This window comes from Paraburkholderia sacchari, from assembly GCF_000785435.2.
GTDB classification, from domain to species: domain Bacteria; phylum Pseudomonadota; class Gammaproteobacteria; order Burkholderiales; family Burkholderiaceae; genus Paraburkholderia; species Paraburkholderia sacchari.
On the sequence record NZ_JTDB02000002.1, the window covers coordinates 999,320 to 1,025,054 of the forward strand.

A 25,735-nucleotide genomic window follows, 5' to 3' on the forward strand; every position below is an offset into this window, starting at 1 on the left:
TCTTGCGGGGGAGCGTGGCATGAGCACAACTTTCTTTCTGGCGATCCTGCTGCTCTTCGTGGCGGTAGTGCTCGCAGCCCAAGGCGCGTGGGAATGGTGGAACAGCCGGCATGGCGCCGTCGCGCGCCGTCTCGAAGCGCGCCTCGAGGCCGTGGCCACGGGGGGCACGGGACGCAAGGAGACGATGTCCATCCTGAAGTCGCAGCGGCTCGATGGGTCGACGCTTTTCGGGCGCGCCTTGCTGCTCGTGCCGAAGATCCGCTCGTTCGAGGCATGGGTGCAGCAGTCGGGCGTCTCCTGGACAGCAGCGCGCATCATCGCACTCTGTGCGGTGATGCCGGTTTTCGTGCTCGTCGTGGGACTCTTCGTTCGCGTGCCGTTTGCGGTGCTGGCGGCGGCCGCGGGCGCCTCTGCGCTGCTTCCGTTGCTGTACGTGAGTCGTCGACGCGCGAAGCGACTGCTGCGCTTTCAGAAGCAGTTGCCGGATGCCTGCGACATGCTCGCGCGCGCGCTGCGCTCGGGTCATGCGTTCACGGGGGCCATCGACATGGTCGGCACCGAGTTCGCGGACCCGATGGGTGCGGAGTTCCGCATCACGTTCGACGAAATCAACTATGGCGTCTCGCTCAACGACGCGTTATTGGGGCTTGCCCACCGCGTGCCGGTGGGGGACCTGCGTTACTTCGTCATCGCCGTGCTGATCCAGCGCGAGACCGGCGGCAACCTGGCAGAGCTGCTGGACAGCATTGCGAGCCTTGTGCGCGAGCGCTTCAAGCTGTTCGACAAGGTGCGCGTGCTCGCCGCGGAAGGGGTGCTCTCGGCGCGGGTGCTGTGTCTGCTGCCCGTGTTCACAGCCGGGGCCATTGCGTTCCTCAATCCCGACTTTCTCGAGGTGCTGTGGAAGGACCCGACAGGCGTGATGTTGCTCGAAGGCGTTTCGGTGCTGATGGTGATCGGCACGATATGGGTGCGCCGCATTGTGCGCATTCACGTCTGAAAAAGCCAAGCTTCGCGCCAGCAGAAAATTCGAAAAGGGGGAGCCATGTTAGCGCTCGATACGACGCGGTTGATGTTGCTGGTCTGTCTCTTTGCCGGTGTGTTCGGCCTGAGTTTGGGCGCCATGTATCTCTTCGCGCCCAAAACCATGCGCAGGCGCATCGAACAGGCGGGCGGGGGCGGCACGCCTGCTCCCAGTGCTCAGCCGGACGGTGGAGACGAGCCCTGGTACGAAAAGCTCGTGCACGTCACGGAGCCGCTTTCCAAGCTCTCGGCGCCCAAGGAGGGCTGGGAGGTTTCGGCGTTGCGCGTGCGTTTGATGAACGCGGGCTGGCGCTCGCCGGGCGCCGTGGCGACCTACTTTGGGACCCGCACGGTGCTGGCGCTGCTCTTGCCCACCATGGCGGCCATGTGGATGCTCGGCGGCGGGGGAGCGAGCTCGGTCACGAGCTTCGCGGTGGTGCTCGTGAGCCTGGTGAGCTTCGGCTACTACCTGCCGGCCTTCATTCTCGGACGCGCGGTGGCGCGCCGCAAGCGCATGATTTTCGAGGACTTCCCCGACGCAATCGATCTGTTGACCGTCTGCGTCGAAGCGGGGCTCGGCCTCGATGCTGCGCTGATGCGCGTCGCGGAAGAGATCAAATTGCGCAGCGCGGTGGTCGCGAGCGAGATGGAGCTCACGCTGCTGGAAATGCGCTCGGGGTATGCGAAGGAAAAGGCGCTGCGCAACTTTGCCCTGCGCACGGGTGTGGAAGATGTCGATTCGTTCAGCACGATGCTCATTCAGGCGGAGCGTTTCGGGACGAGCATCGGCGATTCGCTGCGCGTGCTCTCAGACACGCTACGCACGCGCCGTCGCATGCTTGCAGAGGAAAAGGCCGCGAAAATCGCGCTCAAGCTGCTGTTTCCGCTGATGTTCTGCATCTTTCCCGCGCTGCTGGTGGTGCTGATGGGGCCGGCGATGCTGCATATCTACCGGACCATGCTTCCGGCTATGAGCGGCTAACTGGCGGCCGTAACGGACGATGTGGCAGGACCTGGCCCGGTATGGGCGATTTGATCGGGGGACCTATGGAATCAGCAAAGACCGGCGCGCTAAGCCTTCAGTTACGCGCGGGACGAGGAAGAAGGGGGGCGGTGAGCCCCGTGCGTGGGCGCCTGTGGCGCGCGCAGCGCGGGGTGGCCATGGTCGAGTTCGCCGTCGTGCTGCCGGTGCTGCTGATATTGCTGTTCGGCATCGTCGAAATGGGCTTGTTCCTTTACGACAAAGCCGTCGTCACCAACGCCAGCCGGGAGGGCGCGCGCGCCGGAATCGTGCTGAAGAGTCCGAAGGCCACCTCAACCGATGTGCAGAACGTCGTGACGAACTACACCTCGAACTACCTGCTTACGTTCGGCTCGCAAAATACGCCAGTGGTCACTACGTCCGGCACCGGCGGCACGTTCGGTCAACCGCTTACGGTGACCGTCTCCTATCAGTACAGCGGACTGGCTTTGGGACGGATGGTGGCCCCCATCACGGGGCCGATTACGCTGACCGCCACCAGTGTCATGAATAACGAATAAAGGGGACGATCATGCGCACGGGGAGCAAAGGGAAACAGAAAGGGGCAGTGGCCGTCACGGTCGCTGTGTTCATGGTCTTCCTGCTGGGAACCGCGGCGCTCGCCATCGACATCGGTAATCTGATGGTCGCTCGCAACGAGCTCCAGAACGCGGCCGATGCGGCTGCGCTGGCAGGCGCGGGTTGTCTGAAACCGCGCAGTGAGTGCGGCAATACCAGCGCGACCCAGCCGGATTTTACGACGGCGTCGGCTACAGCCTCGACGTTCTCTACGTCGACTTCGACCAACAAGGTCCAGGGTGCCTATGTGCAAGCCAGCACGGTAGCGACTGGATACTGGAACGCCACGGGCACGCCATATGGCCTCGAGGCGCTGCCGTTCACACCGGGCGCGAACGACCTGCCTGCCGTGCAGGTGAAGATCCAGAAAGACGGGTCAAACGCGAACGGATCAGTGTCGGGCTTTCTGGGTGGCGTGCTCGGGGTCAATATTCTGAAAGCCAGTGCAGTGGCGACGGCCGTGCTCTCTTCGCCCGGCAATGTGGGGCCAGGCGGGTTGTTTCCACTGGCGATGTCGCAGTGCTTGTACGACACCTACTGGAATTCGTCGACCGATTCACCGCTGACTTCGCCCACCACCGGCACCGTGTCCGGTTTCTCGGACCCGCAGATCGCGGGACAGCCGTACATCTTCCGGATAGGGTCCAGCTACCACTATGGGACTTGCCAATCCGGCCAGTGGACGACGTTCAATGTCAATGACAACAGTGCCAGCTATGCAAGGACCTTGTTGAGTAGTGGAAACAGCACCGGCTTCTCCGTCGGTGGTTCACCGGGGACGTGGATCCAGACGGGTACGGAAAACACGCTCTTTAACAATACTTCAACGTGTAGCGCTGCGGGTAACGGGCAATGCGCGTGGGTGACGGTGGTTGTGGTGAACGATCCGACGACGAGCGGGTTTCAGCCTGTCACGGCATTTGCGTGCCTGCACATTCTCGATGCGAGTAACGGCGCGAATCCCTATGTGCTCGTGCAGATGAGCAACGACATGAGTCATTGCGAGACACCCAATTCGGGAGGGGTTGGGCCGGGTTACGGTGCTTACACGCCGCCGAGACTGGTCCAGTAGAAAGATTTTCTGCAGCGCAGGCGGCGTTCTTCGACCTGCATGCCCGGCAACTCGGGCGCGGCGATCGGCGCCGCGCCCTTTTCCTTGCTTGCGGCCTTCTTCTTCGATGCCCTTTAGGCGCCGATTCCAGCATCCATATCCGCACTTTCTTCCCGCTTTTTCGCTTAACTTCGTTTGACGCGCTAAAATTGCGGACCTTTTAATCAGTCCGCCTATTTCTGCCTTGAGCGTGCAAAAGATCCTCATCGTGCGCGTGTCGTCGCTTGGCGACGTCGTCCACAACATGCCCGCCATCGCCGATATCCGGCGGCGGTATCCCGACGCCCAAATCGACTGGCTCGTCGAAGAAGGTTTCCAGTCGCTCGTCGAGCTCGTGCACGGCGTGCGCCGTGCGATTCCGTTTTCGCTGCGCCGCTGGCGCAAGGGGCTCTTCTCGGCGGCCAACTGGCGCGAGATTGGTGCGTTCCGCCGCGCGCTCGCCGCCGAGAAGTACGACCTCGTGATCGACTGCCAGGGGCTTATCAAGACCGCCTGGGTCGCGAGCTGGGCGCGCGGGCCGCTCGCCGGCCTCGGCAATCGCACCGACGGCGCGGGCTACGAATGGCCGGTGCGTCTGTTTTACAACCGCTCGATCCGCATCGAGCCGCGCACGCACGTGGTCGAGCGCACGCGCCAACTGGTTGCGGGCGCACTGGAGCTGCCGCCGCCGCAGCCCACCGACGACATCGAGTTCGGCCTCGACACCTACCGCGCGGCGCAGGCGCTCGCGGCGGTCGGCTTGAATCTTCCGGTGCCCTATGTGGTGTTCGTGCACGCCACTTCGCGCGCGGACAAACAGTGGCCCGATACGCACTGGATCGAGCTTGGCCAGGCGCTCGTGCGCCGCGGCGCCTCGATCGTGCTGCCATGGGGCAGCGAGGCCGAGCGTGCGACGAGCGAGTGTCTTGCCAAGGAATTTGGCGAGGCGGCCATCGTGCCGCCGAGGCTTTCGCTGCCGGCCGTGGTCGGCCTGATCGATGGCGCGGCGGCCACGGTCGGCGTGGACACGGGTCTCGTACATATCGCGGCGGCGCTCAAGCGCCCGACGGTCGAGTTGTACAATTTCGCGACCGCCTGGCGCACCGGCGGCTATTGGTCGCCGAAGGTCGTCAATCTCGGCACGGCGGGGCAGCCGCCCACGCTCGCGCAGGTGAAGGGCGCACTGGCGGGCTTTGGTCTGCTCTGATCAGGCTGCGGCGCCTGGCGTCACAGCCTTGTGTCACATTAAGTCGCATCAGGTCGCATCAAGGCACGTGAAGACACGTCAAGGCGCGCTACGCGGCACGCGCGGTATAAGGGTCGGCGCCGGGCATCCCGCCAGGCAACCCGATCCATCGCTTCCCAGGGGCGACCATGAACGAATCCCAGATTATCGAAGTCACATCCGCCGACTGGCACGGCCAATATCTTTCGCAGCCGCGCGAGACGCTGCTCGATGCTGTCGAGCAGGGCAAGGTCCTGTATTTTCCGAAGCTCGAGTTTCCGATCGAAGGCGGCGAGCGCGCGCTGCTCGATCCGGCAATCGCCGATCCCAAGCGCAAGAACATCAGCCTCGACCCGAACGGCGGCGCGCTGCGCGGCGTGCTGGGCGACACGGTTACGCAGTCGGCGGTGCGCGCGATGGTCGCGCGCTATCAGGCCTGCGCGCGCACGCTTGTCGACGGGCTCTTTCCCGAGTACACGGGCAAGCTGCGCGTCGCGCCCACGAGCCTGCGCCTTCATCAGGTGGAAACGCGCCAGACCTCGTGGCGCAAGGACGATTCGCGCCTGCACGTGGACGCGTTTCCGTCGCGCCCGAATTATGGCGAGCGCATCCTGCGCGTGTTCACCAACGTGAACCCGCACGGCGTGCCGCGCGTGTGGCGCGTGGGCGAGCCGTTCGAAGACATGGCGCGGCGCTTCCTGCCGCACATCAAGCCGCAGATGCCGGGCTCGGCGTGGCTGCAGAACCTGCTGCACATCACCAAGTCGCCGCGCAGCGAGTACGACCATCTGATGCTGAACCTGCACGACAGCATGAAGGCCGATCTCGACTATCAGAAGACGGCTCCGCAGGAGACCATCAACTTTCCGCCGGGCTGCGTGTGGGTCTGCTTCTCCGATCATGCGTCGCATGCGGTCATGTCCGGCCAGTTCATGATGGAGCAGACCTTCTTCCTGCCGGCGAAAGACATGGTGCATCCGGAATGGGCGCCGCTCGGCATTCTCCAGCGCATCAAGGGCAAGGAACTCGTTTGAAGCCGGGCTTGAATTTCATCGCGGGTTCGCTCGCTTGGGCGGGCATGATGCCTCGCATCGCGGAGGCCCGATGCTGAGGGCCGTCTATCGCGCGGCCTGGTGGCTGATCGCGCCGCTTGCGGTGCTGCGTCTTTTCGTTCGCTCGCGGCGCGAGCGCGGCTATCGCGAGCATATTGGCGAGCGGTTCGGTTTTGGCATCGGGCGCGTGCCCGAGGACGACGCGCCGCTCATCTGGGTGCATGCGGTGTCCGTGGGCGAGACGCGCGCGGCGCAGCCGCTCGTCGACGCGCTGCTGGCGGCGCGCCCCGACGCGCGCATCCTGCTCACGCACATGACGCCCGGCGGGCGCGCGGCGGGCGAGCAGCTATTCGGCGATCGCGTGCTGCGCTGCTATCTGCCGTACGACATGCCGCATGCCGTGCGGCGCTTCCTGCGCGCCTGGCGTCCGTCGCTCGGCCTCGTGATGGAGACCGAGGTGTGGCCGACGCTCATCGACGAATGCAAGCACGCCGACGTGCCGCTCGTGCTCACGAACGCGCGCATGTCGGCGCGTTCGTTCAAGCGCGCGGCGAAGTTCGGCGCGCATGCGCGCGAGGTGTTCGGCGGCTTCACGCGCGTACTCGCGCAAAGCCCGGCGGATGCCGAGCGCCTCTCCGCACTGGGCGCGCGCAATGTGAGCGTGCTTGGCAATCTGAAGTTCGATATGGCGAGCCCCGCCGCGGTGGTGGCGCGCGGGCGCGACTGGCGCCGCGCGATCGGGTCGCGGCCCGTATGGGTGGCGGCGAGCACGCGCGAAGGCGAAGAGGAGTTGGTTCTGCAGGCGTTCGCGACGCTGGGTGTAGAAGACGCGCTGCTGATTCTCGTGCCGCGCCATCCGCAGCGCTTCGACGAGGTGGCCGCGCTTGTCGCGCGCAAGAATCTCAAGCTCGAGCGGCGCTCGCGATGGGTCCAGAATCCGGCTCCAAATCCGACGCCAACTGCTTCGAAGGTGGGCTCCGCCGCGCCGCATGAAGGCGTGCGCGCGTTGCCGCAGGACGTGAACGTGCTGCTTGGCGATTCGATGGGCGAGATGGGCGCGTATTACGCCGCCGCCGATCTTGCGTTCATCGGCGGGAGCCTGTTGCCGCTCGGCGGCCAGAATCTGATCGAGGCGTGCGCGGTGGGCGTGCCCGTTTTGATCGGCCCGCACGTGTTCAACTTCACCCAGGCCACCGCCGACGCCGTGGCGGCCGGCGCGGCGCTGCAGGTTCAGGATCCCGCCGATCTCGCGCGTGCGTTGCGCGAGCTCTTCAACGACAAGCCGCGCCGCGTGGCGATGGCCGCGGCAGCAGCGGCGTTCGCGGCGCGCCATCGTGGCGCCACGGACCGTACGGTGGATGTGCTCGCGACACTGTTGCCCGAGCATGCGTCGGCGTCGTTCGATCTCTGAGTTTGGTTCGGGCGGTAGCGGTTGGCGCGGTCGCCCCCCGCATTGGCCCGACAAGCTCAGCTCTTCAGCAACCCCTGCTTTTCAATAAACGCAATCACCTGCTCGAGGCCCTCGAGCGCCTTCAGATTGCACATCACGAACGGCCGCTCGCCGCGCATTTTCTTCGCATCCGAGGCCATCACGTCGAGGTTCGCGCCCACGAGCGGCGCGAGATCGGTCTTGTTGATGACGAGCAGGTCCGACTTCGTGATGCCGGGGCCGCCCTTGCGCGGAATTTTCTCGCCGCCCGCCACGTCGATCACGTAGATCGTGAGGTCCGAAAGTTCGGGGCTGAAGGTGGCCGCGAGGTTATCTCCGCCCGACTCGATAAAGACGATGTCCGCGTCGGGAAAGCGCGTGAGCATCTGGTCGACGGCTTCGAGGTTGATCGACGCATCTTCGCGGATCGCCGTGTGCGGGCAGCCGCCCGTCTCCACGCCCATGATGCGCTCGGCGGGCAGGGCGCCCGCTACCGTCAGCAGGCGCTGATCTTCCTTCGTGTAGATGTCGTTGGTGATGGCGACGAGGTCGTAGCGCTCGCGCATCGCCTTGCAGAGCATTTCGAGCAGCGTGGTCTTGCCGGAGCCCACCGGGCCGCCCACGCCGACGCGCAGCGGCGGCAGTTTCTTCGTGCGTCTGGAATGCGAATTCATGGTTCGTGTGCGTGTGTGTGTGTTCAGTCAGGCGGCTAGGAGCGGAACAGCCGCGAGTATTGCGATTCGTGCCGCGCACTCAGAATGCCGAGCTGCGGCGCGAAAGTGTTGAGCGCGTCGGGCGGCGTGGCGAGCGCGCGCGCGATCGCGCTTTCGATGGCCGGCCGCAGCGCGACCACGATGCGCTGCCCCGCGAGCTGCCCGAGCGGCACCGCCTTGAGCGCGGCGGCCACCTGGTTCTCGACCCAGCTGAACGCATAGGCCGCGAGCGCGGCGTCGGCAGACGCGTCGTGCGCGAAGGCCGCGAAGGCAAATGCGGTGGGCTGCGCGATGGGCGTCATGCGTTCGAGCGTCTCGCGTCTTGCCGCGTCGCCCCATTCGAGCTGGGCGCAAAGCTGGCGCAACGACCAGCCCATTTGCGACGTCTCGCGGCGCAATTCCGCCGATTCGCGGCTCGCGACGAATTCCTCGTTTGCTTCGATCAACGCGCGGGCGTCGTGGGTGCGCCAGCGTTCGAGCTGATGCGCGATGAACGGCAGCTCGCCAGGCGCGAGCACGTTCGCGAGGCCGCCCGCGATCCAGTGCGCGGCGTCGTCTGCGTTGGCGATGAGCCCGGCGTCGATGGCCGCTTCGAGCCCCTGCGAATAGCTGAACGCGCCGATCGGCAGCGCCGGCGACGCGAGATGCAGCAGCGCGGTGAGCTCAGCGATGTTCATGGCTGTGGTCGTGCGCGTGGCCGTCGCAATGACCGTGATCGTGGCCGCAGTCCGCGCCGTGTGCGTGGTCGCCATGGTCGTGACGGTGTGCATGGCCGTGCGCGTGCCCATGATGTTCGTCGAACACGCTTTGCGCGAGCGCGTAATCTTCGGCGAAGGTTTCGTCATGGCCATGCCGATGACCTCCGCCATAAGCGCCGGCTTCGGGCTGGAACGGCAACTCGGCGCGCTCGACCTGCGCACCCAGGCGCTTGAGCATGTCTTCGAGCACCGGATCGGCTTCGAGCTTGAGTTCGTCGATGCCCACTTCCACGGGCGTATGGCGGTTGCCGAGGTGATACGCGGCGCGCATGAGCGTGAGGCGCTCGGGCGCGCGCACGCGCAGCACGCTTTGCGGCGCGGCGATCACGCGCACGAGGCCGCCATCGTCGGCGACCAGCATGTCGCCGTCGCGCAGCACCGTGCCGCGCGGCAGCACCACGCCCACTTCCTCGCCCGAATCGAGCGTGGCCGCGAAGCGGCTCTTGCAGCGCGCGTCGTACGCGAGGGTGAGCGTGGGCGCGCGCTTGATCAGCACGGGCGCGAGCTTCGCGTTGAGTCGTTTGTCTATCGTGCGCATGTCGGCTTGGCGTTTCAGGCTTCAGAACAGGAAATAGCGTTGCGCCATCGGCAGCACCGTGGCGGGCTCGCAGGTCAGCAACTGGCCGTCGGCGATCACCTGATAGGTCTCGGGATCGACGCTGATCGACGGCTGCCACGCGTTGTGGATCATGTCGGCTTTCGTGACGTTACGGCAGTTGCGTACCGCCACTATGCGCTTTTGCAGGCCGTAGCGCTCGGGCATGCCTTTGTCGAGCGCAAGCTGCGAGACGAAGGTGAGCGAGGTCTGCGTGAGCGCGCGCCCGCGCGTGCCGAACATCTCGCGATAATGCACGGGCTGCGGTGTGGGAATCGAGGCATTCGGGTCGCCCATCTGCGCCATCGCGATCATGCCGCCCTTGAGGATCATCGCCGGTTTGACGCCGAAGAACGCGGGGTCCCAGAACACCAGATCGGCCCACTTGCCTGGCTCGATCGAGCCGAGTTCGTGCGCGATGCCATGCGTGATCGCCGGGTTGATCGTGTACTTCGCGACGTAGCGCTTCACGCGGAAGTTGTCGTTGCGCGCGCCGTTTGTCCCCCCTTGGCCACCCCCGTCCTCGGGCAGCGCGCCGCGCTGGACCTTCATCTTGTGCGCGGTCTGCCAGGTGCGAATGATGACCTCGCCCACGCGGCCCATCGCCTGGGAATCCGAAGAGAGCATCGAAAGCGCGCCAAGGTCGTGCAGGATGTCTTCGGCGGCGATGGTCTCGCGGCGGATGCGCGACTCGGCGAACGCGATGTCCTCGGCAATCGACGGGTCGAGGTGATGGCACACCATCAGCATGTCGAGATGCTCGTCGAGCGTGTTGATCGTGTACGGGCGCGTGGGATTGGTCGACGAGGGCAGCACGTTGGCCTCGCCGCACACCTTGATGATGTCGGGCGCGTGGCCGCCGCCCGCGCCTTCGGTGTGGTACGTGTGAATCGTGCGGCCCTTGAACGCGTTCACCGTCGCCTCGACGAAGCCGCCTTCGTTGAGCGTGTCGGTGTGAATGGCCACCTGCGTGTCGGTGGCGTCGGCCACGGTGAGACAGTTGTCGATGGCCGCGGGCGTCGAGCCCCAGTCCTCGTGCAGCTTCAGGCCGATCGCGCCCGCGGCGATCTGCTCTTCGGCGGGCTCGGGCAGGCTCACGTTGCCCTTGCCGAGAAAGCCGAGGTTGATCGGCCAGCCGTCGGCGGCCTGCAGCATGCGCTCCATGTGCCACGGGCCCGGCGTGCAGGTCGTGGCGTTGGTGCCGGTGGCGGGGCCGGTGCCGCCGCCGATCATCGTCGTGACGCCCGAGGCGAGCGCCTCGTCGATCTGCTGCGGGCTGATGAAGTGGATGTGCGTGTCGATGCCGCCCGCGGTCACGATCTGGCCTTCGCCGGCGATCACTTCGGTCGAAGCGCCGATGGGGATCGTCACGCCCGGTTGCACGTCGGGGTTGCCGGCCTTGCCGATGCGCCAGACGCGGCCGTCCTTGATGCCGATGTCGGCCTTCACGATGCCCCAGTGGTCGACGATCACGGCGTTGGTGACGACCGTGTCGGCCACCTCGGCCGCGAGACGCTGCGACTGGCCCATGCCGTCGCGGATCACCTTGCCGCCGCCGAACTTCACTTCGTCGCCGTAGACCGTGTAGTCGCGTTCGATCTCGATGAGCAGAGCAGTGTCGGCGAGACGCACGCGGTCGCCGGTCGTGGGGCCGAACATTTCCGCGTAGGCGCGGCGGCCGATCTTCAATGTCATGTCGGAATCCTGATGAATTCGGAGGCGGGCGCAGCGCTCAGAGCGGGCCCATCACCTTGCCGTTGAAGCCGTAGACGGCGCGCTCGCCTGCGAATGCGACTAGCTCGACGGTGCGCTCCTGGCCGGGCTCGAAGCGCACGGCGGTGCCCGCCGCAATGTTCAGGCGAAAGCCGCGCGCGGCTTCGCGCTCGAACGCGAGCGCTTCGTTGACTTCGTAGAAGTGGTAGTGCGAGCCGACCTGCACGGGGCGGTCGCCGGTGTTCGCGACGGTGACGGTGACGGTTTCGCGGCCCGCATTGAGCTCGATTTCGCCGTCGTCGATCAGCATTTCGCCGGGGATCATGGGCGGCACTCTCAAGGAATCGGATGGTGGACGGTCACGAGCTTCGTGCCGTCGGGGAAGGTGGCCTCGACCTGAATGTCGGGGATCATCTCGGGCACGCCTTCCATTACGTCGTCGCGCGTGAGCAACGTGGTGCCGTAATGCATGACCTCGGCGACGGTCTTGCCGTCGCGGGCCGCTTCCATCAGTGCGGCGCTGATGAACGCGACCGCTTCCGGATAGTTGAGCTTGAGACCGCGCGCGCGACGCCGTTCGGCGAGCAGCGCGGCGGTGAAGATCAGGAGCTTGTCTTTCTCGCGTGGCGTGAGCTTCATCGTTTTTAATAAGTTGGAACGGCTAACCGGGTGCCAACCACCGGGGCACGATCGTGCGGCGTCAGCTTACGGGAGCGAGGTTACGTACAGCTTGCAGATCGTGGGGATCAGGCAGACGTGGCGACGCAGGCATTACGCAAGGTGTATGCCAATGATGGGGCGCGTTGAATGCACCTTCGCGCGGAATGGTCGCACCGTGTTGAGGCGTCGATGCGCCTCGATGGCGCATAGGCGCGCCGATATGGTGCGTGAGAGAGGAGCCCGGCCGGATTCAGGTCGTCCAGAGACGCAGCGGCGCCGCCGTCACGCCGTGCACGATCGGGCGCAACTGCGTCCAGCACTGCGCGAGCGTTTGCTGCAGCGGTTCCATCGAGCGCGCGATGACGCGCACCAGCAGCACGCCTGGCACGACGCAGGTTGCGCCCGCGCGCAGCGCGTCGTCGAAGCGGAGCGTGGCCGCGAGATCTTGCGCGAGCGCCTCGTTGCAGGCCGGGCCAACGGCCCACAGCATGCCGAACGCCGGAAAGCCCGCGAGGCCCTGGGGAGCGTCGCGCAGCGGGTCGGTGGCGTCCACGAGGGCGCGTTCGAACCAGAGGAGTTGTTCCTCCGCGCCGGGTGCTGCAGCGCGCGCGACCCGCACGATCCGCATTAGCGAGCGCACCATGCCGGCCGACCAGCGCTCGCCCGCTGCCTGGCGGCCGAGTTGCATGGCGTCCCAGCCGATTGCCGTCGCGCTTTCGGCGAGCGTGAGCGAGAAGTCGAGTTCGGCGTGCGCGTGATCGAAAACGAGATTGTTCTGCGGCAGCCAGTCGAGCCTGGCGTTGGCGCCCACGCGCAGCTTGATGCGCTGGCGCGCCACGCGCCCATTGGACTTGTACCACTTGGTGGCGCCCGGCGTGGTGAGCACGGCGTGAGCGCCGTCGCCGACATTAACGTCGATGTCGAGCCGGTCGCCGCCCGCGATTCCCGCGGGCGGATGCACGATCACGGCATGACAGATCGCGTCGCCTTCGGGATAGAGCGGTCGTTGCACGCGCAACGGTCCCGTGTGCAGCCGGTGTGCGAGCGTCGTGCGCTCGCCGCGAAGCTCGAAGCCGAGTTCGAGTTTCGCGGCCCATTCGTGATGAATCGTGTTGCGCGAGGCGGTGCTGACGGGGCTGGCGGGCGCGGCGAGATCTTTGTGAAGCGACATGCTGAAAATGTGAGGCAGGTGTGGACGGCGACTGGACGCGCAGGGCAGCGCATCACGCGCCGGCCATGCTGCTTCACGGGATCGGCGGGCGATCAGCGGGTGATCAGCGGTGATCAGTAGGTGGGCACCTTCGGATCGACCTGGCGCGACCACGCGTCGATGCCGCCTTGCAGGTTGAAGACCTTCGTGAAGCCGCGCGATTCGAGGAACATCGCCACCTGGGCGCTGCGCGCGCCGTGGTGGCAGACGCAGACGATCTGCGCTTCGTCGTCCAGTTCTTCGCTGCGGGCCGGAATCTGGGCCATCGGGATCGAGACGCTGCCGGCGATGCTGGCGGTCTGGATTTCCCACGGCTCGCGCACGTCGAGAAGCACGGGGGCGGCGCGCGAGGTGTCGGCGAGCCATTCGGCGAGGGCGGGAGCGGTCAGATTCTGCATGTGAGACTCATTCGTAAAAATAGGACGAGCCGCTTGTGCGGCCCGCCGGGAACACAGGGGGCTCAAAACCAGGGTTCAAAACCAGGGCTTAAAACTTGAAACGCGAGGGCTGCACCGCGTTCTCGAGCGGCTCGACATACGTTTCGAACACGGTCGCGATGCGATATTGCTTCTCGTCCATGCGCGTGATGATCTGCGCTTCCATGACGGGCGCGTCGCCGACGAAAGCGGCCAGACGCCCGCCCACCTTCAATTGTTCGAGCAGCTCCTGCGGCACCACCGGCATGCCGCCCGAGACGCAGATCACGTCGTAGGGCGCATTCGCGGCCCAGCCGCGCGAGCCGTCGCCCTGCGCGACTTCGGCGTTGAGCACGCCATTTTTCACGAAGTTGGCGCGCGCGAACTCGGCGAGCTCCGGGTCGATCTCCACGGTCAGCACCTTCTGCGCGCGATGCGCGAGCAGCGCCGCCATGTAGCCCGAACCCGCGCCAATCTCGAGCACGCTCTCGTGCTTTTTCACCGCGAGCTCCTGGAGCACGCGCGCTTCGACGCGCGGCGCCAGCATGTGCTGACCATTGGGCAGCGGCAATTCGAGGTCGGCGAACGCGAGTTCGACATAGGCCGCTGGGACGAAGTGTTCTCGCTTGACGATCGAAAGGAGATTCAGGACGTCCTGGTCGAGCACTTCCCAGGGGCGAATCTGCTGCTCGATCATGTTGAAACGCGCTTGTTCGATGTTCATGGTGACTCGGCGTTATGGTACGGATGCGGTTCGGATTCTGTGCAGATGGCCAGGCCTCGGACAACCAGCAAACACACGCTGAAAACGGTGCCAGGCAACCGCGAGATTGTACCAAAGGGCTTTCGCGTGGAGCCTTGCCGGCGGCGCTGGAAATGCGCAGGCGGATCAGTATTTGTCCTGGCTCGAACGCGTGGCGTGGCCCGTCTGGCCATTCGGATGAATTGAGCGTATTGCGTCGGACAGCGAAACTCGAAGCGTGTTTAACCCGCTTCAAAGGAATGGTATGTCTTGCGTAATACAGATGAATTACAATGCGGCTTCGAACATCACGCGAAGGAGTTGGGGGATGAGCGCAAGCGCATTGGTACAGGTCCGCATTGATCCGGCACTCAAGGAGCGCGCGTCGACGGTGCTCGAAAACATGGGGCTCACCGTTTCGGACGCGGTGCGCATCCTGCTCACGCGCGTCGCGAACGAAGGTGCTTTGCCGTTCGACTTCGCGGTCGATCCGGCCACGCATGATGCGTGGTTCCGCGCGAAGGTGCGCGAGGCGCTCGAAGATCCGCGGCCGGGCATCGACGCGGACGAGGTGGAGGCGCTTTTCGCGAGGCGGCGCGCGGCGGCAGTGGGCAACGCATCCGGGCCGGCGCGGGACGGCCAGGCCCCGCGAGCGCCTCGTGGCGGGCGGCCCCGGCTCGCGCATGCTCGCAAGAGCAAGACTTGAGGCTCGAATGGTCGCCGCTCGCGCTGGCCGACCGCGAAGCGATATTCAGTTTTACCGAGGCCCGGAGCTCGCGAACAGCGGTGGTCACGGACGAGCGCATCGCAGCCTCTGTCCGGCGGCTGCGGCTCTTTCCCGAGATCGGCCGCGTTGGCCGAATGGCGGGCACGCGCGAACTGGTCGTGCAAGGCGCGCCGCTCATCGTGATCTACCGGATCGAGCGTCACACGATGATCAAGGTCTTGCGCGTGCTCCACAGCTCGCGGCGATGGCCCGCCGTTGCCGGCTAGCAAATCTACCGGCAACCAACGGCATCACTGCGCGAGATACACGAACTTCCCGCCGCGTATCGTGCCCATCACGCTCGCGCGCTGGTCGAGGCCCACGTGGTCCCTTTCGCTGGTGTTGACGACGCCGTTGGGCACGACCAGTTCGTGGGCGCCTTCGAGCTCCCGGCGCAGCGCCACGCGAAACGCCTCGGTGCCGGGCTGGGCGGTCTTGAGCGCGCGCTTCACCGCATCCTCCAGGCGCGGGTAGACGCCGGCTGCGTCGCCTGCGAACTGCGTGACCGTGCCCGGGCCGTATTTCGCCTCATAAGCGTCGACGAATGCGAGCGCGGCCTTGTGCGCCGGGTGGTCCGCCGGCAGCGTGCGCGCGACCACCACGGGCTGCGTCGGGAACAGCGTGCCTTCCACGTCCTTGCCGCCAAGCTTGATGAACTCAGGCGTGGCGATGCCATGCGTCTGATAGATCGCGCCCTTGTAGCCGCGCTCGACCAGCGTGCGCTGCGGCAGCACCGTAGGCGTGCCCGCGCCGGCGATCAGCACGGCGTCGGGTTTCGCGGCTATCAGCTTGAGGATCTGGCCGGTCACGCTGGCGTCGGTACGGTTAAAGCGCTCGGTCGCCACGATCTGGATGTTGCGGTCCTTCGCGAACTTCGTGAACTCGTTGAGCCAGCTGTCGCCGTAGCTGTCGGCAAAACCGATGAAGCCCACCGTCTTCACGCCGTGCGCCACCATGTTGCGCGTCATCACATCGGCCATGGCGGCGTCCGTCTGCGCCATCTTGAAGGCCCACACGCGCGCGCCTTGCTGCGGCTCAACCACCGAGCCTGAGCCTACCAGCGTGATCATCGGCGTCTTGGCTTCGGCCACGGGATCGAGCGCGGCGAGCGCGGCCGGCGTGATGTTCGGCCCGACGATCACGTCGACGTGATCCTCGTTGATGAGCTTGCGGATGTTGCGCACCGCCGCGCCGGGGTCGGAGCCGTCGTCGAGCACGATGTAGTCGGTCTTCTGGCCAGCGATTTCAGCGGGCCACATCAGCATGGCGTTCTTGCTCGTGATGCCGATGGCCGCGGCGGGGCCGGTGCTCGACAGATCGATGCCGACCTTGAGGTCGGCGTGCGCAGCGGGGGCGAACGCGGCAGTGGCAAGCGCGGCGGCCGCCGCGAGCGGGCGCAGCGAGACCAGCGGCGAAAAACTCAGGAACGAATTCAGGCGCGATTGCAGCTTCATGCGATGGGTCTCCAGGAGGATATGAAGCGAGAAGTGTTGTTGTAGTGTTGTTGCGTCGTGGTTTCTTCCGGCGCCCGCACCGTGACGGTGGGCAAATCAAAGCTCGTAGGTCTCGTGCTCGCCCTTGAGCGCCTGCTCGATCAGCTTGCGGTTCAGGCTCGGCGAGAGCAGCTCCACCAGCGTATAGACGTAGCTGCGCAGATACGCGCCCTGTTTGAGCGCCACGCGTGTCACGTTGCTGCCGAACAGATGGCCTACCGGCACTGCGCGCAGATGGCGGTCGCGTTCGGCGTTGAACGCGATGTCGGCCATGATGCCTACGCCCAGGCCCAGTTCCACATAGGTCTTGATCACGTCCGCGTCGATGGCTTCGAGCACGATGTCGGGCGAGAGGCCGCGCAGGCGGAACGCGTCGTTGATCTTGGTGCGGCCCGCGAATGCGTTGTCGTAAGTGATGAGCGGAAATTGGGCCAGATCGTCGAGCGAGAGCGGTTTGCGTTCGAGCAGCGGATGGTCCGGCAGCATCATCGCCACGTGGTGCCAGGTGAAGCAGGGCAGCGACACCAGTTCCTTGTAGCCGGAAATGGCCTCGGTCGCGATGCAGAGGTCGGCCTGGTCGTGCAGCACCATCTCCGCTACCTGCGTGGGGCTGCCTTGCAGAATCGAAAGGTGCACCTTCGGGAAGCGCCGCTTGAATTCGGCGATGGCGGCCGGCAGCGAGTAACGCGCCTGGGTGTGCGTGGCGGCGATGGTCAAGTTGCCCTGGTCCTGCGCGGCGTAGTCCTTGCCTACGCGCTTGAGGCTCTCCACCTCCTGCAGGATGCGCTCCACCGAGGCCAGGATGATGCGCCCCGGCTCCGTGAGCGAGCGCACGCGCTTGCCGTGGCGCGTAAAGATTTCGACCCCGAGTTCATCCTCCAACTCGATGATGGCCTTCGAGACGCCCGGCTGGCTTGTATACAGGGCCTTGGCCGCCTCCGTGAGATTGAAATTCTGGCGCACGGCCTCGCGCACGAAGCGGAACTGGTGGAGGTTCATATATAACCCACTGGCATATCAAGCTGATTTTTAGATCGTTTGAAATATAAGGCGAGTTTATTACCATTCCTCCAAGTTTTTCAATATGGATATCTGTTTTGGTCATTAGCAAAGGAATGGTGCAGTTCGAACGCGCCGTCCGGAAGCCGGATCAAGACGGTCGAATCGAATCGGAGCGCGCGGCGTAACCGGAACGCTGCGAATGAACAACCCTGGGGTCCCCGAATGTACCAATACGATCAGTACGACCAGACCATCGTTGACGAACGCGTCGCGCAATACAGTGACCAGGTTCGCCGGCGCCTCTCGGGCGAATTGAGCGAGGAAGAATTCCGCCCGCTGCGCCTGCAGAACGGCCTGTACTACCAGCGCCACGCGTACATGCACCGCATCGCGATTCCTTACGGCAACCTGCGCAGCGACCAGTTGCGCATGCTCGCCACCATCGCGCGCGAGCACGACCGCGGCTACGGCCACTTCTCGACGCGTTCGAACATCCAGTACAACTGGATCAAGCTCGAGGAAACGCCGGAAATCCTGCGCAAGCTCGCCTCGGTGCAGATGCACGGCATCCAGACCTCGGGCAACTGCATCCGCAACATCACCGCTGACCAGTTCGCGGGCGTCGCGCCCGACGAAGTCGTCGATCCGCGCCCGTGGGCCGAGATCATGCGCCAGTGGTCGACGTTCCACCCCGAGTTCGCGTGGCTGCCGCGCAAGTTCAAGATTGCGGTCTCCGGCTCGAAGGAAGACCGCGCCGCGGTGCAGATCCACGACCTGGGCGTCTACCTCGAACGCAATGAGAAGGGCGAAGTGGTCGCCAGCATTCTCGCGGGCGGCGGTCTCGGCCGCACGCCGATCATCGGCGCAATCATCAAGCGTGATCTGCCGTGGCAGCATTTGCTGACCTACTGCGAAGCCGTGCTGCGCGTGTACAACCGCTACGGCCGCCGCGACAACCTCTACAAGGCGCGCATCAAGATTCTCGTGAAGGCGCTCTCGCCGGCGAAGTTCGCCGAGCAGGTGGAAGAGGAGTGGCAGCACTTGAAGGACGGCCCCTCGACGCTCACGCAGGAAGAGCTCGATCGCGTCTCGCAGCACTTCGTGCCGCCGACCTACGAAAAGCTCGCCGACACCGATGCGTCGTACGAGAAGCATCTGCTGGAAAGCCGCGCATTCGCGCGCTGGGTCGAGCGCAACGTGCGCCCGCACCGCGTGCCGGGCTACGCGTCGGTCACGATCTCGCTCAAGCCGCGCAACATCGCGCCGGGCGACGCCACCGATGCGCAAATGGAAGCCGTGGCCGACTGGGCAGACGAGTACTCGTTCGGCCAGATCCGCGTCTCGCACGAGCAGAACCTGATTCTCGCCGACGTCAAGAAGCGCGACCTCTACGCGCTCTGGGAAAAGGCGAAGGCGCAAGGCTTTGCCACGGCGAACATCGGCTTGTTGACGGACATCATCGCGTGCCCGGGCGGCGACTTCTGCTCGCTCGCGAATGCGAAGTCGATCCCCATCGCGCTTGCGATCCAGGAGCGTTTCGACAACCTCGATTTCGTCCACGACCTCGGCGACCTGTCGTTCAACATCTCGGGCTGCATGAACTCGTGCGGTCACCATCACGTCGGCAACATCGGCGTGCTGGGCGTCGATAAGGACGGCTCGGAGTGGTACCAGGTGTCGCTCGGCGGCGAACAGGGCAATGGCGCCAACGGCGCGCGCCTTGGCCGCGTGATCGGCCCGTCGTTCTCGGCTGAAGAGATGCCCGACGTGGTGCAAAAGGTGATCGACACGTTCGTCGAGCACCGCATCGACGGCGAGCGCTTCATCGACACGTACGACCGCATCGGCATGGCGCCCTTCAAGGAGCGCGTGTACGCATCGCGCCAGCCGGCCCACGCCTGAACGCAACGAGACACGAGAGCAAGAGCAATGACATTGATCATCAAAAATCGCGAGATCGTTGAAGACAACTGGCAAGTCGTGCGTGCCGCCGAAGACGGCGCGCTGCCTGAAGTGTCCGCGCTGCCGGCCGGCAAGGTGCTGGTGCCGCTCGCGCTGTGGCAGGCGCAACGCGACGCGCTGGTCGCTTCGCGCGCCAAGGACGAACTCGGCGTGTGGCTCGCGCCGGACAGCGAACCGGCCGACATCGCCGGCGACTTCGAGAAGATCGCGCTGATCGGCGTGGACTTCCCGGTGTTCCGCGACGGCCGCGGCTATTCGATCGGGCGTCTGTTGCGCGAGCGTTTTGGCTACAAGGGTGAGCTGCGAGCGATCGGCGACGTGCTGCGCGACCAGTTGCGTTTCTACGAGCGCTGCGGTTTCGATTCGTACGCCGTGCGCGCCGACAAGGACATCAAGGACGCACTGAACGCGTTCACGGAGTTCACCGTGCAGTACCAGGGCGCGTTCGACGAGCCGTCGCCGCTGTTTCGCCGCCGCCTCGCCCAGCAAGCACAACAGGGCGCCGCAGCATGAGCGCCGCTTCGGACACCGCAGTTGACGCTTCGGCCAACGAAATCACGGCGGAATTGCAGGCGAAGATCGAGCGCCTCGACGCGCTGCTCGATTCGATCGCCGCGCGCCACGCGAACGTGAAGCTCGCGAGCAGCCTCGCAGCCGAAGACATGCTGCTCACCCACGCGATCCTCTCGCGCGGCGTGAAAATCGGCGTCTTCTCGCTGAACACGGGCCGCCTGCATGCGGAAACGCTCGCCATGATCGACCGCGTGCGCGAGCGCTACGGCTACGAGATCGAGCAGTTTCATCCGCAACAGGATGCTGTCGATGAATACGTCGCGCAGCACGGCCTGAATGCGTTTTACGAGAGCATCGATCTGCGCAAGCGCTGCTGCGAGATCCGTAAGGTCGAGCCGCTGAACCGCGCGCTTTCCGATGTTTCGGCCTGGGTCACGGGCCAGCGTCGCGAGCAGTCGGTCACGCGTGCGGAACTGCACGAGGAAGAGCAGGACGGCGCGCGCGGCATCGCCAAGTTCAATCCGCTCGCGGACTGGACCGAGGCCGAAGTGTGGGCGTATCTGCGCGCCTTCGACGTGCCCGTGAACCCGCTGCACGCGCGCGGCTACCCGAGCATCGGCTGCGAGCCCTGTACGCGGGCCGTGCGTCCGGGCGAAGACAGCCGGGCGGGCCGCTGGTGGTGGGAGTCGCGCGACACGAAGGAATGCGGGCTGCACATCACGTCGGTTTCCGCGATTCCGGTCGTGCAAGCGCCGGCCGCCGGGGGCACCAAGTAGGATTAAAAGTTGGCGCGCGAGGGGATTTCCCAGTGCGCGCCGTCGTAGAGCAAGCATGCAGCGTCGTATGGCGAGTGCCGCGCGGCGCGAATCTCCGAAGGATCTCACTATGAGCACGACGCTCGAACCCACTGTGAACGCGCCGCTGAACGTCACCGCCAACCGCATGGACCATCTCGACTGGCTCGAAGCCGAGTCGATCCACATCCTGCGCGAACTCGTTGCCGAGTGCAGCAAGCCTGCGCTGCTGTTCTCGGGCGGCAAGGACTCGGTGGTGGTGCTGGCGCTCGCATTGAAGGCCTTCGGCCTCGGCGCGAATCGCAAGACCTCGCTGCCGTTCCCGCTCGTGCACATCGACACGGGCCACAACTACGAAGAGGTGATCGACTTCCGCGATCGCCGCGCTGCCGAAATCGGCGCCGAACTCGTGGTGGGCCACGTCGAAGATTCGATCAAGAAGGGCACCGTGCGCCTGCGCCGCGAAACCGATTCGCGCAATGCCGCCCAGGCCGTCACGCTGCTCGAAACCATCGAGCAATACGGCTACACGGCGATGATTGGCGGCGCGCGCCGCGACGAAGAGAAGGCCCGCGCGAAGGAGCGCATCTTCTCGTTCCGCGACGAATTCGGCCAGTGGGACCCGAAGGCTCAGCGTCCGGAACTGTGGAGCCTCTACAACGCGCGCCTGCACAACGGGGAGCACCTGCGCGTGTTTCCGATCTCGAACTGGACGGAACTGGACGTGTGGCAATACATCGAGCGCGAGAAGCTCGAACTGCCGTCGATCTACTACGCGCACCAGCGCGAGATCGTGCGCCGCAACGGCCTGCTCGTGCCGGTCACGCCGCTCACGCCGATGAAGGATGGCGAAGTCAGCGAAATGGCGCAGGTGCGTTTCCGCACGGTGGGCGACATCAGCTGCACGTGCCCGGTGGAAAGCGATGCCGACAACGTCGAGAAGATCATCGCCGAGACGGCCGTGACCGAAATCACGGAACGTGGAGCTACGCGCATGGACGACCAGGCGTCGGAAGCCGCGATGGAACAGCGCAAGAAGCAAGGTTATTTCTAAAGAGCACGCAGAGGAAGAAACGAATATGGTTCGCATTGAGCAACCCGCGCATCAACCTGAAGACCTCGGCGTGCTGCGCTTCATCACGGCCGGCAGCGTGGACGACGGCAAGAGCACGCTGATCGGCCGCCTGCTGTACGACAGCAAGGCGGTTTTGAGCGACCAGCTTTCGGCGCTCTCGCGCGCGAAGAACAAGCGCACCGTGGGCGACGAGATCGACCTGTCGCTGCTCACCGACGGCCTCGAAGCCGAGCGCGAGCAGGGCATCACGATCGACGTGGCGTACCGCTACTTCGCCACGGCCCGCCGCAAGTTCATCATCGCCGACACGCCGGGCCACGAGCAGTACACGCGCAACATGGTCACGGGTGCTTCCACTGCCCACGCCGCGATCATCCTGATCGACGCCACGCGCGTGACGGTCGAGAACGGCGTGACGCAACTGCTGCCGCAAACCAAGCGCCACAGCGCGATCGTCAAGCTGCTGGGCCTCCAGCACGTGATCGTCGCGATCAACAAGATGGATTTGGTCGACTACAGCGAAGCCACCTTCGACCTGATCCGCGACGCCTATGTGGCCCTCGCGCGCCAACTCGGTCTCGCGAACGTGCGCTTCGTGCCGGTTTCGGCGCTCAAGGGCGATAACATCGTGGCCGCGAGCGAGCGCATGCCGTGGTATGCGGGCGAGCCGCTGCTCGACGTGCTCGAGGCGCTGCCGGTCGAGCAGGCCACCGGCGACGCGCTGCGCTTCCCGGTTCAGTGGGTCGCGCGCCAGGACGGTTCGAGCGCCGACGACTTCCGCGGCTACATGGGCCGCGTCGAAGCGGGCGAAGTGAAGCTCGGCGACGCCATCACCGTGCTGCCGGCCGGCCGCGCGGCCACGGTGGCCGAGATCATCGCGCCGGTGCCGGGCGGCACCGCGCAAGTCGACCGCGCGTTCGCGGGCCAGACCGTCACGATCCGCCTTGCCGAAGACGTGGACGTTTCGCGCGGCGACACCTTCGTGCCGGCCTCGGACGACACGCAGCCGGCGAAGAAGCTCGAAGCGGACCTCTGCTGGTTCGACGAAGAGCCGCTCTCGCTGCAGCGCAAGTACCTGCTCAAGCAGACCACGAGCACGGTGTTCGCGAAGATCGGCGCGGTCAAGGAAGTGCTCGACGTGCATACGCTCTCGCACGCCACCGACCGCCACAACCTCGCGATGAACGACATTGGCCGCGTGGCGCTCACGCTGCAAAAGCCGGTCGTCGCGGACCTGTATGATGTGCACCCCGGCACCGGCGCGTTCGTTCTCATCGACGAGGCGACGCATCACACGGTGGCCGCAGGCATGATTCGCGCGGTTGCCGCCTGACGCGGCACGGCGCGAACGTGGCAGCGCGCCGCCGCCAGGGTTTGAAGGCGTTAAGGCGTCCAAAGGCGGCGCGCCGACACAGGAGTCAACGAGGCAAATGGGCAAGGTTTATCTGATTGGCGCCGGACCGGGCGCGGCGGATCTCATCACGGTGCGCGGCGCGCGCCTGCTCGCGAAAGCGCAGGTCGTGCTGCACGATGCGCTCGTCGAGCCGGCAATGCTGGATTACGCCCCGCAGGACGCGAAGTTCATCGCGGTGGGCAAGCGTTGCGGACAGCGCTCGACGGCGCAGCATTTCATCAACAAGCAGATCGTGGACGCGGCGCGCGAGCATGACGTAGTGGTGCGCCTGAAGGGCGGCGATCCGATGCTGTTCGGTCGCGCCGACGAAGAGATGCGCGCGCTCGAAGCGGCGGGCATCGAGTACGAGATCGTGCCGGGCATCACGGCCGCGCTGGCAAGCGCCGCCACGCTGCAACGCTCGCTCACGCTTCGCGGCGTGTCGCGCAGCGTCGCGCTCGCGACGTACTCGCGCGCGGCGGGCAGCGAGGAGATCCGCGAGCAGGTCAACGCCGATTCGCTGGTGTTCTACATGGGCCGCGACAGCGCGCCGGAAATCGCGCGCCAGCTGATCGAAGCGGGCCGCGCGGGCGCGACGCCGGTGGCGATCGTCGAGGCCTGCAGCACGGCGCGCGAACGCACGCTCACGCTGACGCTGGCGGGCCTTGAAGCGGGCGAGGCGCAAGACTGGCTCGATCCGGTGCAGCCGAGCCTGCTCATGATCGGCGAGGCTTTTGCCGAGCGGTCGGTGCAGCAGATGCAAGCCGAAGATGAGGCACAGGACGAAGCGCCGGGCCGCAGGGCGGCCTGAGGCAGCGAAGAAACAACAGGGGTAGTAGAACAGGCAACGGGCCGCTCGATATGTAGCGGCCCGTTTGCTTTGGTGCGTGCCTCAGCGGGCTGGCGGGCTAGTGCGCCCGTGCGCTTAGTCGCGCTCCTGCGCAAGACAGTACTGCACGATCGCGTCGAGTACGCCGTCGTCTTCGCCCACGGCGCTCGCGCACGAGAGCCGCACATTCGGGTGTGCAGCCTGGCATTGCGCGATGAGCGCGGGCAAGTCGCGCCGGATATGGCCACCCTGGCCGAAGAACACCGGCACCACCGTGATGGCGTCGCAGCCCAGCGCCGCTTGCTCGGCGATGGCCTCGGGCAAGCTCGGCTCCATGAGTTCGAGGAAGGCGAGACTCACGGGCCGCGCCGCGCCGCGCGTGGCGGCGAGCTTGCCCGCGAGCCGCGTGAACGGCTCTTTCCAGCGCGCATCGCGCGCGCCGTGGCCAAAGAGAATCATGCCGTGCGTGCCCATCGCCGTATTTTCCCGAGGAGCGTGGTCTGGCCGCCGTAGATACCGGCGCGTCAGATCGACGTCAGTGCCGGTCGACCCATTTCAGGCCGATCAGCCCGAGCGCCAGATAGATGAGACCCGGCGTCGCCGCGGTGAGCGGCGCGGGCCACGTGTTCAGTGTACCGATGTGCGAGAACAGCGTGTTCACGAGCTGGAAGCTCATGCCGAGCATGATCCCGCCGAATACCTTGACGCCCACCACGCCCGCGCGCGTATGCAGGTACGCGAACGGCAGCGAGAGCACCAGCATCACGAACACCGCGAACGGGTAGATCAGCTTGCGCCAGAATGCGATCTCGTAGCGCTGCGTGTCCTGATGGTTTTCCGCAAGATGCTGGATATAGCGGAACAGGTTGAACATCGACATGCGATCGGGCGAGACCAGCAGCACCGAGAGAATCTGCGGCGTGAGCTCCGAGCGCAGCGAGTACTCGGGCACGGAGGTTTGCTGCGCGCGATAGACCGGGTTGAGCGCATCGGTGGGCTGGCTTGGCGGCGGCGTTACGCTGATGAGTTCGGTGTCCGTCACATCCTTGAGCAGCCAGTGCCCCGGCGGCTGATACCTGCCGCTCTTCGCGACGCGCACGTTCGAGAGCCTGAACTGCGAATCGAATTCGTAGATGCGCACATTGGTGATGGTTGCGTCGGGCTGCAGTTCGCCCACGTTGACGAAGCGCGTGGCTTGTTCGCCGTCGGCGCGCGCGGTGAGCGTGTCCTTCACCCACACCCCCGACTTGAAGTCGGACGACACGGCGGAGCCGAGCGCTTCGAGGCGCACGCGCTCGGAGAGCTGGTCAGTGTACGGCCCGATCACTTCGCCCATGAGGTAGGTGAGCAGCACGAGCGGAATGCCGATCTTCAGCAGCGAGCGCAGCGCTTGACCCGTTGCGAGACCGGAGACGCGAAAGATCGTGTATTCGGAATTGGCGGCCATCTGCGCGAACACGTAGATCGCGCTGATGAGCGCCGCAACCGGAATGATTTCGTAGAGCCGCGACGGCGCCTGCAGCGAGACGCGCAGCACCGCGTACATGAACTTGTAGTTGCCGTGGCCGACCGAGTTCAGTTCGTTGATCAGGTCGAAGAAGAAGAACAGACCCGAAAACGCAAACAGGATGAACACGAAGGACACGTAGACCTGGCGTGCGAAATACTTCTCGTAGATGCGCATC

At 65.4% G+C, this 25,735-nt stretch carries 27 protein-coding genes and 1 pseudogene; 15 read left to right on the forward strand and 13 right to left on the reverse strand.

The window, feature by feature from the left end:
- Positions 1 to 19: 19 nt before the first annotated feature.
- The 7 genes from NH14_RS11165 to waaA all read left to right on the forward strand — a co-directional run bounded on the left by NH14_RS11165 (position 20) and on the right by waaA (position 7,398).
- Complete coding sequence (locus NH14_RS11165) at positions 20 to 997, forward strand: type II secretion system F family protein (RefSeq protein ID WP_035527514.1); 978 nt, start codon at positions 20 to 22, stop codon at positions 995 to 997.
- Between the two features lie 45 nt (positions 998 to 1,042).
- On the forward strand, positions 1,043 to 2,002 hold the full coding sequence (locus NH14_RS11170) for a type II secretion system F family protein (protein WP_035527512.1): 960 nt from the start codon (positions 1,043 to 1,045) through the stop codon (positions 2,000 to 2,002).
- Between the two features lie 131 nt (positions 2,003 to 2,133).
- On the forward strand, positions 2,134 to 2,562 hold the full coding sequence (locus NH14_RS11175) for a TadE/TadG family type IV pilus assembly protein (RefSeq protein WP_244143440.1): 429 nt from the start codon (positions 2,134 to 2,136) through the stop codon (positions 2,560 to 2,562).
- A gap of 11 nt (positions 2,563 to 2,573) precedes the next feature.
- The gene (locus tag NH14_RS11180; protein ID WP_035527509.1) at positions 2,574 to 3,692 is read left to right on the forward strand and encodes a pilus assembly protein TadG-related protein; all 1,119 of its coding nucleotides are present in this window, start codon (positions 2,574 to 2,576) and stop codon (positions 3,690 to 3,692) included.
- Positions 3,693 to 3,915: 223 nt separating this feature from the next.
- Positions 3,916 to 4,917, forward strand: a complete 1,002-nt coding sequence (gene waaC, locus NH14_RS11185) for a lipopolysaccharide heptosyltransferase I (protein ID WP_176329242.1) — start codon at positions 3,916 to 3,918, stop codon at positions 4,915 to 4,917.
- 167 nt (positions 4,918 to 5,084) lie between these two features.
- Entirely contained in the window at positions 5,085 to 5,969 is an 885-nt protein-coding gene (kdoO, locus tag NH14_RS11190) for a Kdo hydroxylase KdoO (RefSeq protein ID WP_035527506.1), read from the forward strand.
- A 70-nt stretch (positions 5,970 to 6,039) separates the two neighbouring features.
- Positions 6,040 to 7,398, forward strand: a complete 1,359-nt coding sequence (gene waaA / locus NH14_RS11195; protein WP_035527503.1) for a lipid IV(A) 3-deoxy-D-manno-octulosonic acid transferase — start codon at positions 6,040 to 6,042, stop codon at positions 7,396 to 7,398.
- 56 nt (positions 7,399 to 7,454) lie between these two features.
- Here the strand turns inward: waaA and ureG are convergent, their stop codons facing one another.
- The 9 genes from ureG to NH14_RS11240 all read right to left on the reverse strand — a co-directional run bounded on the left by ureG (position 7,455) and on the right by NH14_RS11240 (position 14,205).
- A complete protein-coding gene (ureG, locus tag NH14_RS11200; protein WP_035527500.1) occupies positions 7,455 to 8,090 on the reverse strand; it encodes an urease accessory protein UreG in 636 nt (211 codons plus the stop codon).
- A gap of 35 nt (positions 8,091 to 8,125) precedes the next feature.
- Positions 8,126 to 8,806, reverse strand: a complete 681-nt coding sequence (locus NH14_RS11205) for an urease accessory protein UreF (protein WP_035527497.1) — start codon at positions 8,804 to 8,806, stop codon at positions 8,126 to 8,128.
- Positions 8,793 to 9,425 (reverse strand): urease accessory protein UreE, encoded by a 633-nt coding sequence (gene ureE, locus NH14_RS11210; protein ID WP_035527492.1) that lies wholly within the window; start codon positions 9,423 to 9,425, stop codon positions 8,793 to 8,795. Before ureE ends, NH14_RS11205 begins: the two co-directional genes overlap by 14 nt.
- 21 nt (positions 9,426 to 9,446) lie before the next feature.
- Complete coding sequence (ureC, locus tag NH14_RS11215) at positions 9,447 to 11,177, reverse strand: urease subunit alpha (RefSeq protein WP_035527490.1); 1,731 nt, start codon at positions 11,175 to 11,177, stop codon at positions 9,447 to 9,449.
- A 37-nt stretch (positions 11,178 to 11,214) separates the two neighbouring features.
- The gene (locus NH14_RS11220) at positions 11,215 to 11,520 is read right to left on the reverse strand and encodes an urease subunit beta (protein WP_035527488.1); all 306 of its coding nucleotides are present in this window, start codon (positions 11,518 to 11,520) and stop codon (positions 11,215 to 11,217) included.
- Between the two features lie 11 nt (positions 11,521 to 11,531).
- The gene (ureA, locus tag NH14_RS11225; RefSeq protein WP_017773123.1) at positions 11,532 to 11,834 is read right to left on the reverse strand and encodes an urease subunit gamma; all 303 of its coding nucleotides are present in this window, start codon (positions 11,832 to 11,834) and stop codon (positions 11,532 to 11,534) included.
- A 271-nt stretch (positions 11,835 to 12,105) separates the two neighbouring features.
- The gene (locus NH14_RS11230; protein WP_035527485.1) at positions 12,106 to 13,026 is read right to left on the reverse strand and encodes an urease accessory protein UreD; all 921 of its coding nucleotides are present in this window, start codon (positions 13,024 to 13,026) and stop codon (positions 12,106 to 12,108) included.
- 113 nt (positions 13,027 to 13,139) lie between these two features.
- A complete protein-coding gene (locus tag NH14_RS11235) occupies positions 13,140 to 13,463 on the reverse strand; it encodes a rhodanese-like domain-containing protein (RefSeq protein ID WP_035527482.1) in 324 nt (107 codons plus the stop codon).
- Between the two features lie 88 nt (positions 13,464 to 13,551).
- A complete protein-coding gene (locus NH14_RS11240) occupies positions 13,552 to 14,205 on the reverse strand; it encodes a protein-L-isoaspartate O-methyltransferase family protein (protein WP_035527479.1) in 654 nt (217 codons plus the stop codon).
- A 346-nt stretch (positions 14,206 to 14,551) separates the two neighbouring features.
- On the opposite strand from NH14_RS11240, the pseudogene NH14_RS33465 reads away from it, so the two are divergent.
- Positions 14,552 to 14,842: pseudogene (locus NH14_RS33465) on the forward strand (type II toxin-antitoxin system RelB/DinJ family antitoxin); the annotation flags it as partial.
- 83 nt (positions 14,843 to 14,925) lie between these two features.
- The gene (locus NH14_RS11250; RefSeq protein WP_035527476.1) at positions 14,926 to 15,216 is read left to right on the forward strand and encodes a type II toxin-antitoxin system RelE/ParE family toxin; all 291 of its coding nucleotides are present in this window, start codon (positions 14,926 to 14,928) and stop codon (positions 15,214 to 15,216) included.
- 24 nt (positions 15,217 to 15,240) lie between these two features.
- On the opposite strand, the gene NH14_RS11255 is transcribed toward NH14_RS11250, so the two are convergent.
- Positions 15,241 to 16,443, reverse strand: coding sequence for an ABC transporter substrate-binding protein (locus tag NH14_RS11255; RefSeq protein ID WP_084225487.1), 1,203 nt, complete (start codon positions 16,441 to 16,443; stop codon positions 15,241 to 15,243).
- Between the two features lie 96 nt (positions 16,444 to 16,539).
- The gene (locus NH14_RS11260; protein WP_035527474.1) at positions 16,540 to 17,481 is read right to left on the reverse strand and encodes a CysB family HTH-type transcriptional regulator; all 942 of its coding nucleotides are present in this window, start codon (positions 17,479 to 17,481) and stop codon (positions 16,540 to 16,542) included.
- A gap of 225 nt (positions 17,482 to 17,706) precedes the next feature.
- Here NH14_RS11260 and NH14_RS11265 point away from each other — a divergent pair, with 225 nt between their 5' ends.
- The 6 genes from NH14_RS11265 (at position 17,707) to cobA (ending at position 24,032) form a co-directional block, all read left to right on the forward strand.
- Entirely contained in the window at positions 17,707 to 19,386 is a 1,680-nt protein-coding gene (locus tag NH14_RS11265) for a nitrite/sulfite reductase (protein ID WP_035527472.1), read from the forward strand.
- A 27-nt stretch (positions 19,387 to 19,413) separates the two neighbouring features.
- Complete coding sequence (locus NH14_RS11270) at positions 19,414 to 19,959, forward strand: DUF934 domain-containing protein (RefSeq protein WP_035527470.1); 546 nt, start codon at positions 19,414 to 19,416, stop codon at positions 19,957 to 19,959.
- Positions 19,956 to 20,735: a phosphoadenylyl-sulfate reductase gene (locus tag NH14_RS11275; RefSeq protein ID WP_035527469.1), complete on the forward strand. Its 780-nt coding sequence runs from the start codon at positions 19,956 to 19,958 to the stop codon at positions 20,733 to 20,735. Before NH14_RS11270 ends, NH14_RS11275 begins: the two co-directional genes overlap by 4 nt.
- A 109-nt stretch (positions 20,736 to 20,844) precedes the next feature.
- The gene (gene cysD / locus NH14_RS11280) at positions 20,845 to 21,807 is read left to right on the forward strand and encodes a sulfate adenylyltransferase subunit CysD (protein WP_035527655.1); all 963 of its coding nucleotides are present in this window, start codon (positions 20,845 to 20,847) and stop codon (positions 21,805 to 21,807) included.
- Positions 21,808 to 21,832: 25 nt separating this feature from the next.
- Positions 21,833 to 23,161 (forward strand): sulfate adenylyltransferase subunit 1, encoded by a 1,329-nt coding sequence (locus NH14_RS11285; RefSeq protein WP_035527466.1) that lies wholly within the window; start codon positions 21,833 to 21,835, stop codon positions 23,159 to 23,161.
- A gap of 97 nt (positions 23,162 to 23,258) precedes the next feature.
- Positions 23,259 to 24,032, forward strand: coding sequence for a uroporphyrinogen-III C-methyltransferase (gene cobA, locus NH14_RS11290; protein WP_035527464.1), 774 nt, complete (start codon positions 23,259 to 23,261; stop codon positions 24,030 to 24,032).
- Between the two features lie 114 nt (positions 24,033 to 24,146).
- Here the strand turns inward: cobA and NH14_RS11295 are convergent, their stop codons facing one another.
- Positions 24,147 to 24,524, reverse strand: a complete 378-nt coding sequence (locus tag NH14_RS11295; RefSeq protein WP_035527461.1) for a sirohydrochlorin chelatase — start codon at positions 24,522 to 24,524, stop codon at positions 24,147 to 24,149.
- A gap of 61 nt (positions 24,525 to 24,585) precedes the next feature.
- The gene (gene lptG / locus NH14_RS11300) at positions 24,586 to 25,734 is read right to left on the reverse strand and encodes an LPS export ABC transporter permease LptG (protein WP_035527459.1); all 1,149 of its coding nucleotides are present in this window, start codon (positions 25,732 to 25,734) and stop codon (positions 24,586 to 24,588) included.
- Between the last annotated feature and the right edge of the window lies 1 nt (position 25,735).

Excerpts from the sequence above, each read along its gene's own strand:
- NH14_RS11265 (WP_035527472.1), top strand. The coding sequence starts at position 17,707 with ATGTACCAATACGATCAGTACGACCAGACCATCGTTGACGAACGCGTC.
- NH14_RS11270 (WP_035527470.1), top strand. The coding sequence starts at position 19,414 with ATGACATTGATCATCAAAAATCGCGAGATCGTTGAAGACAACTGGCAA.
- NH14_RS11205 (WP_035527497.1), bottom strand. The coding sequence starts at position 8,806 with ATGAACATCGCTGAGCTCACCGCGCTGCTGCATCTCGCGTCGCCGGCG.
- ureG (WP_035527500.1), bottom strand. The coding sequence starts at position 8,090 with ATGAATTCGCATTCCAGACGCACGAAGAAACTGCCGCCGCTGCGCGTC.
- NH14_RS11235 (WP_035527482.1), bottom strand. The coding sequence starts at position 13,463 with ATGCAGAATCTGACCGCTCCCGCCCTCGCCGAATGGCTCGCCGACACC.
- NH14_RS11165 (WP_035527514.1), top strand. The coding sequence starts at position 20 with ATGAGCACAACTTTCTTTCTGGCGATCCTGCTGCTCTTCGTGGCGGTA.
- lptG (WP_035527459.1), bottom strand. The coding sequence starts at position 25,734 with ATGCGCATCTACGAGAAGTATTTCGCACGCCAGGTCTACGTGTCCTTC.
- NH14_RS11170 (WP_035527512.1), top strand. The coding sequence starts at position 1,043 with ATGTTAGCGCTCGATACGACGCGGTTGATGTTGCTGGTCTGTCTCTTT.
- NH14_RS11260 (WP_035527474.1), bottom strand. The coding sequence starts at position 17,481 with ATGAACCTCCACCAGTTCCGCTTCGTGCGCGAGGCCGTGCGCCAGAAT.
- ureE (WP_035527492.1), bottom strand. The coding sequence starts at position 9,425 with ATGCGCACGATAGACAAACGACTCAACGCGAAGCTCGCGCCCGTGCTG.
- NH14_RS11275 (WP_035527469.1), top strand. The coding sequence starts at position 19,956 with ATGAGCGCCGCTTCGGACACCGCAGTTGACGCTTCGGCCAACGAAATC.
- ureC (WP_035527490.1), bottom strand. The coding sequence starts at position 11,177 with ATGACATTGAAGATCGGCCGCCGCGCCTACGCGGAAATGTTCGGCCCC.
- NH14_RS11230 (WP_035527485.1), bottom strand. The coding sequence starts at position 13,026 with ATGTCGCTTCACAAAGATCTCGCCGCGCCCGCCAGCCCCGTCAGCACC.
- kdoO (WP_035527506.1), top strand. The coding sequence starts at position 5,085 with ATGAACGAATCCCAGATTATCGAAGTCACATCCGCCGACTGGCACGGC.
- NH14_RS11240 (WP_035527479.1), bottom strand. The coding sequence starts at position 14,205 with ATGAACATCGAACAAGCGCGTTTCAACATGATCGAGCAGCAGATTCGC.
- NH14_RS11180 (WP_035527509.1), top strand. The coding sequence starts at position 2,574 with ATGCGCACGGGGAGCAAAGGGAAACAGAAAGGGGCAGTGGCCGTCACG.
- NH14_RS11285 (WP_035527466.1), top strand. The coding sequence starts at position 21,833 with ATGGTTCGCATTGAGCAACCCGCGCATCAACCTGAAGACCTCGGCGTG.
- ureA (WP_017773123.1), bottom strand. The coding sequence starts at position 11,834 with ATGAAGCTCACGCCACGCGAGAAAGACAAGCTCCTGATCTTCACCGCC.
- waaA (WP_035527503.1), top strand. The coding sequence starts at position 6,040 with ATGCTGAGGGCCGTCTATCGCGCGGCCTGGTGGCTGATCGCGCCGCTT.
- NH14_RS11295 (WP_035527461.1), bottom strand. The coding sequence starts at position 24,524 with ATGGGCACGCACGGCATGATTCTCTTTGGCCACGGCGCGCGCGATGCG.
- NH14_RS11220 (WP_035527488.1), bottom strand. The coding sequence starts at position 11,520 with ATGATCCCCGGCGAAATGCTGATCGACGACGGCGAAATCGAGCTCAAT.
- cobA (WP_035527464.1), top strand. The coding sequence starts at position 23,259 with ATGGGCAAGGTTTATCTGATTGGCGCCGGACCGGGCGCGGCGGATCTC.
- NH14_RS11255 (WP_084225487.1), bottom strand. The coding sequence starts at position 16,443 with ATGAAGCTGCAATCGCGCCTGAATTCGTTCCTGAGTTTTTCGCCGCTG.
- cysD (WP_035527655.1), top strand. The coding sequence starts at position 20,845 with ATGAGCACGACGCTCGAACCCACTGTGAACGCGCCGCTGAACGTCACC.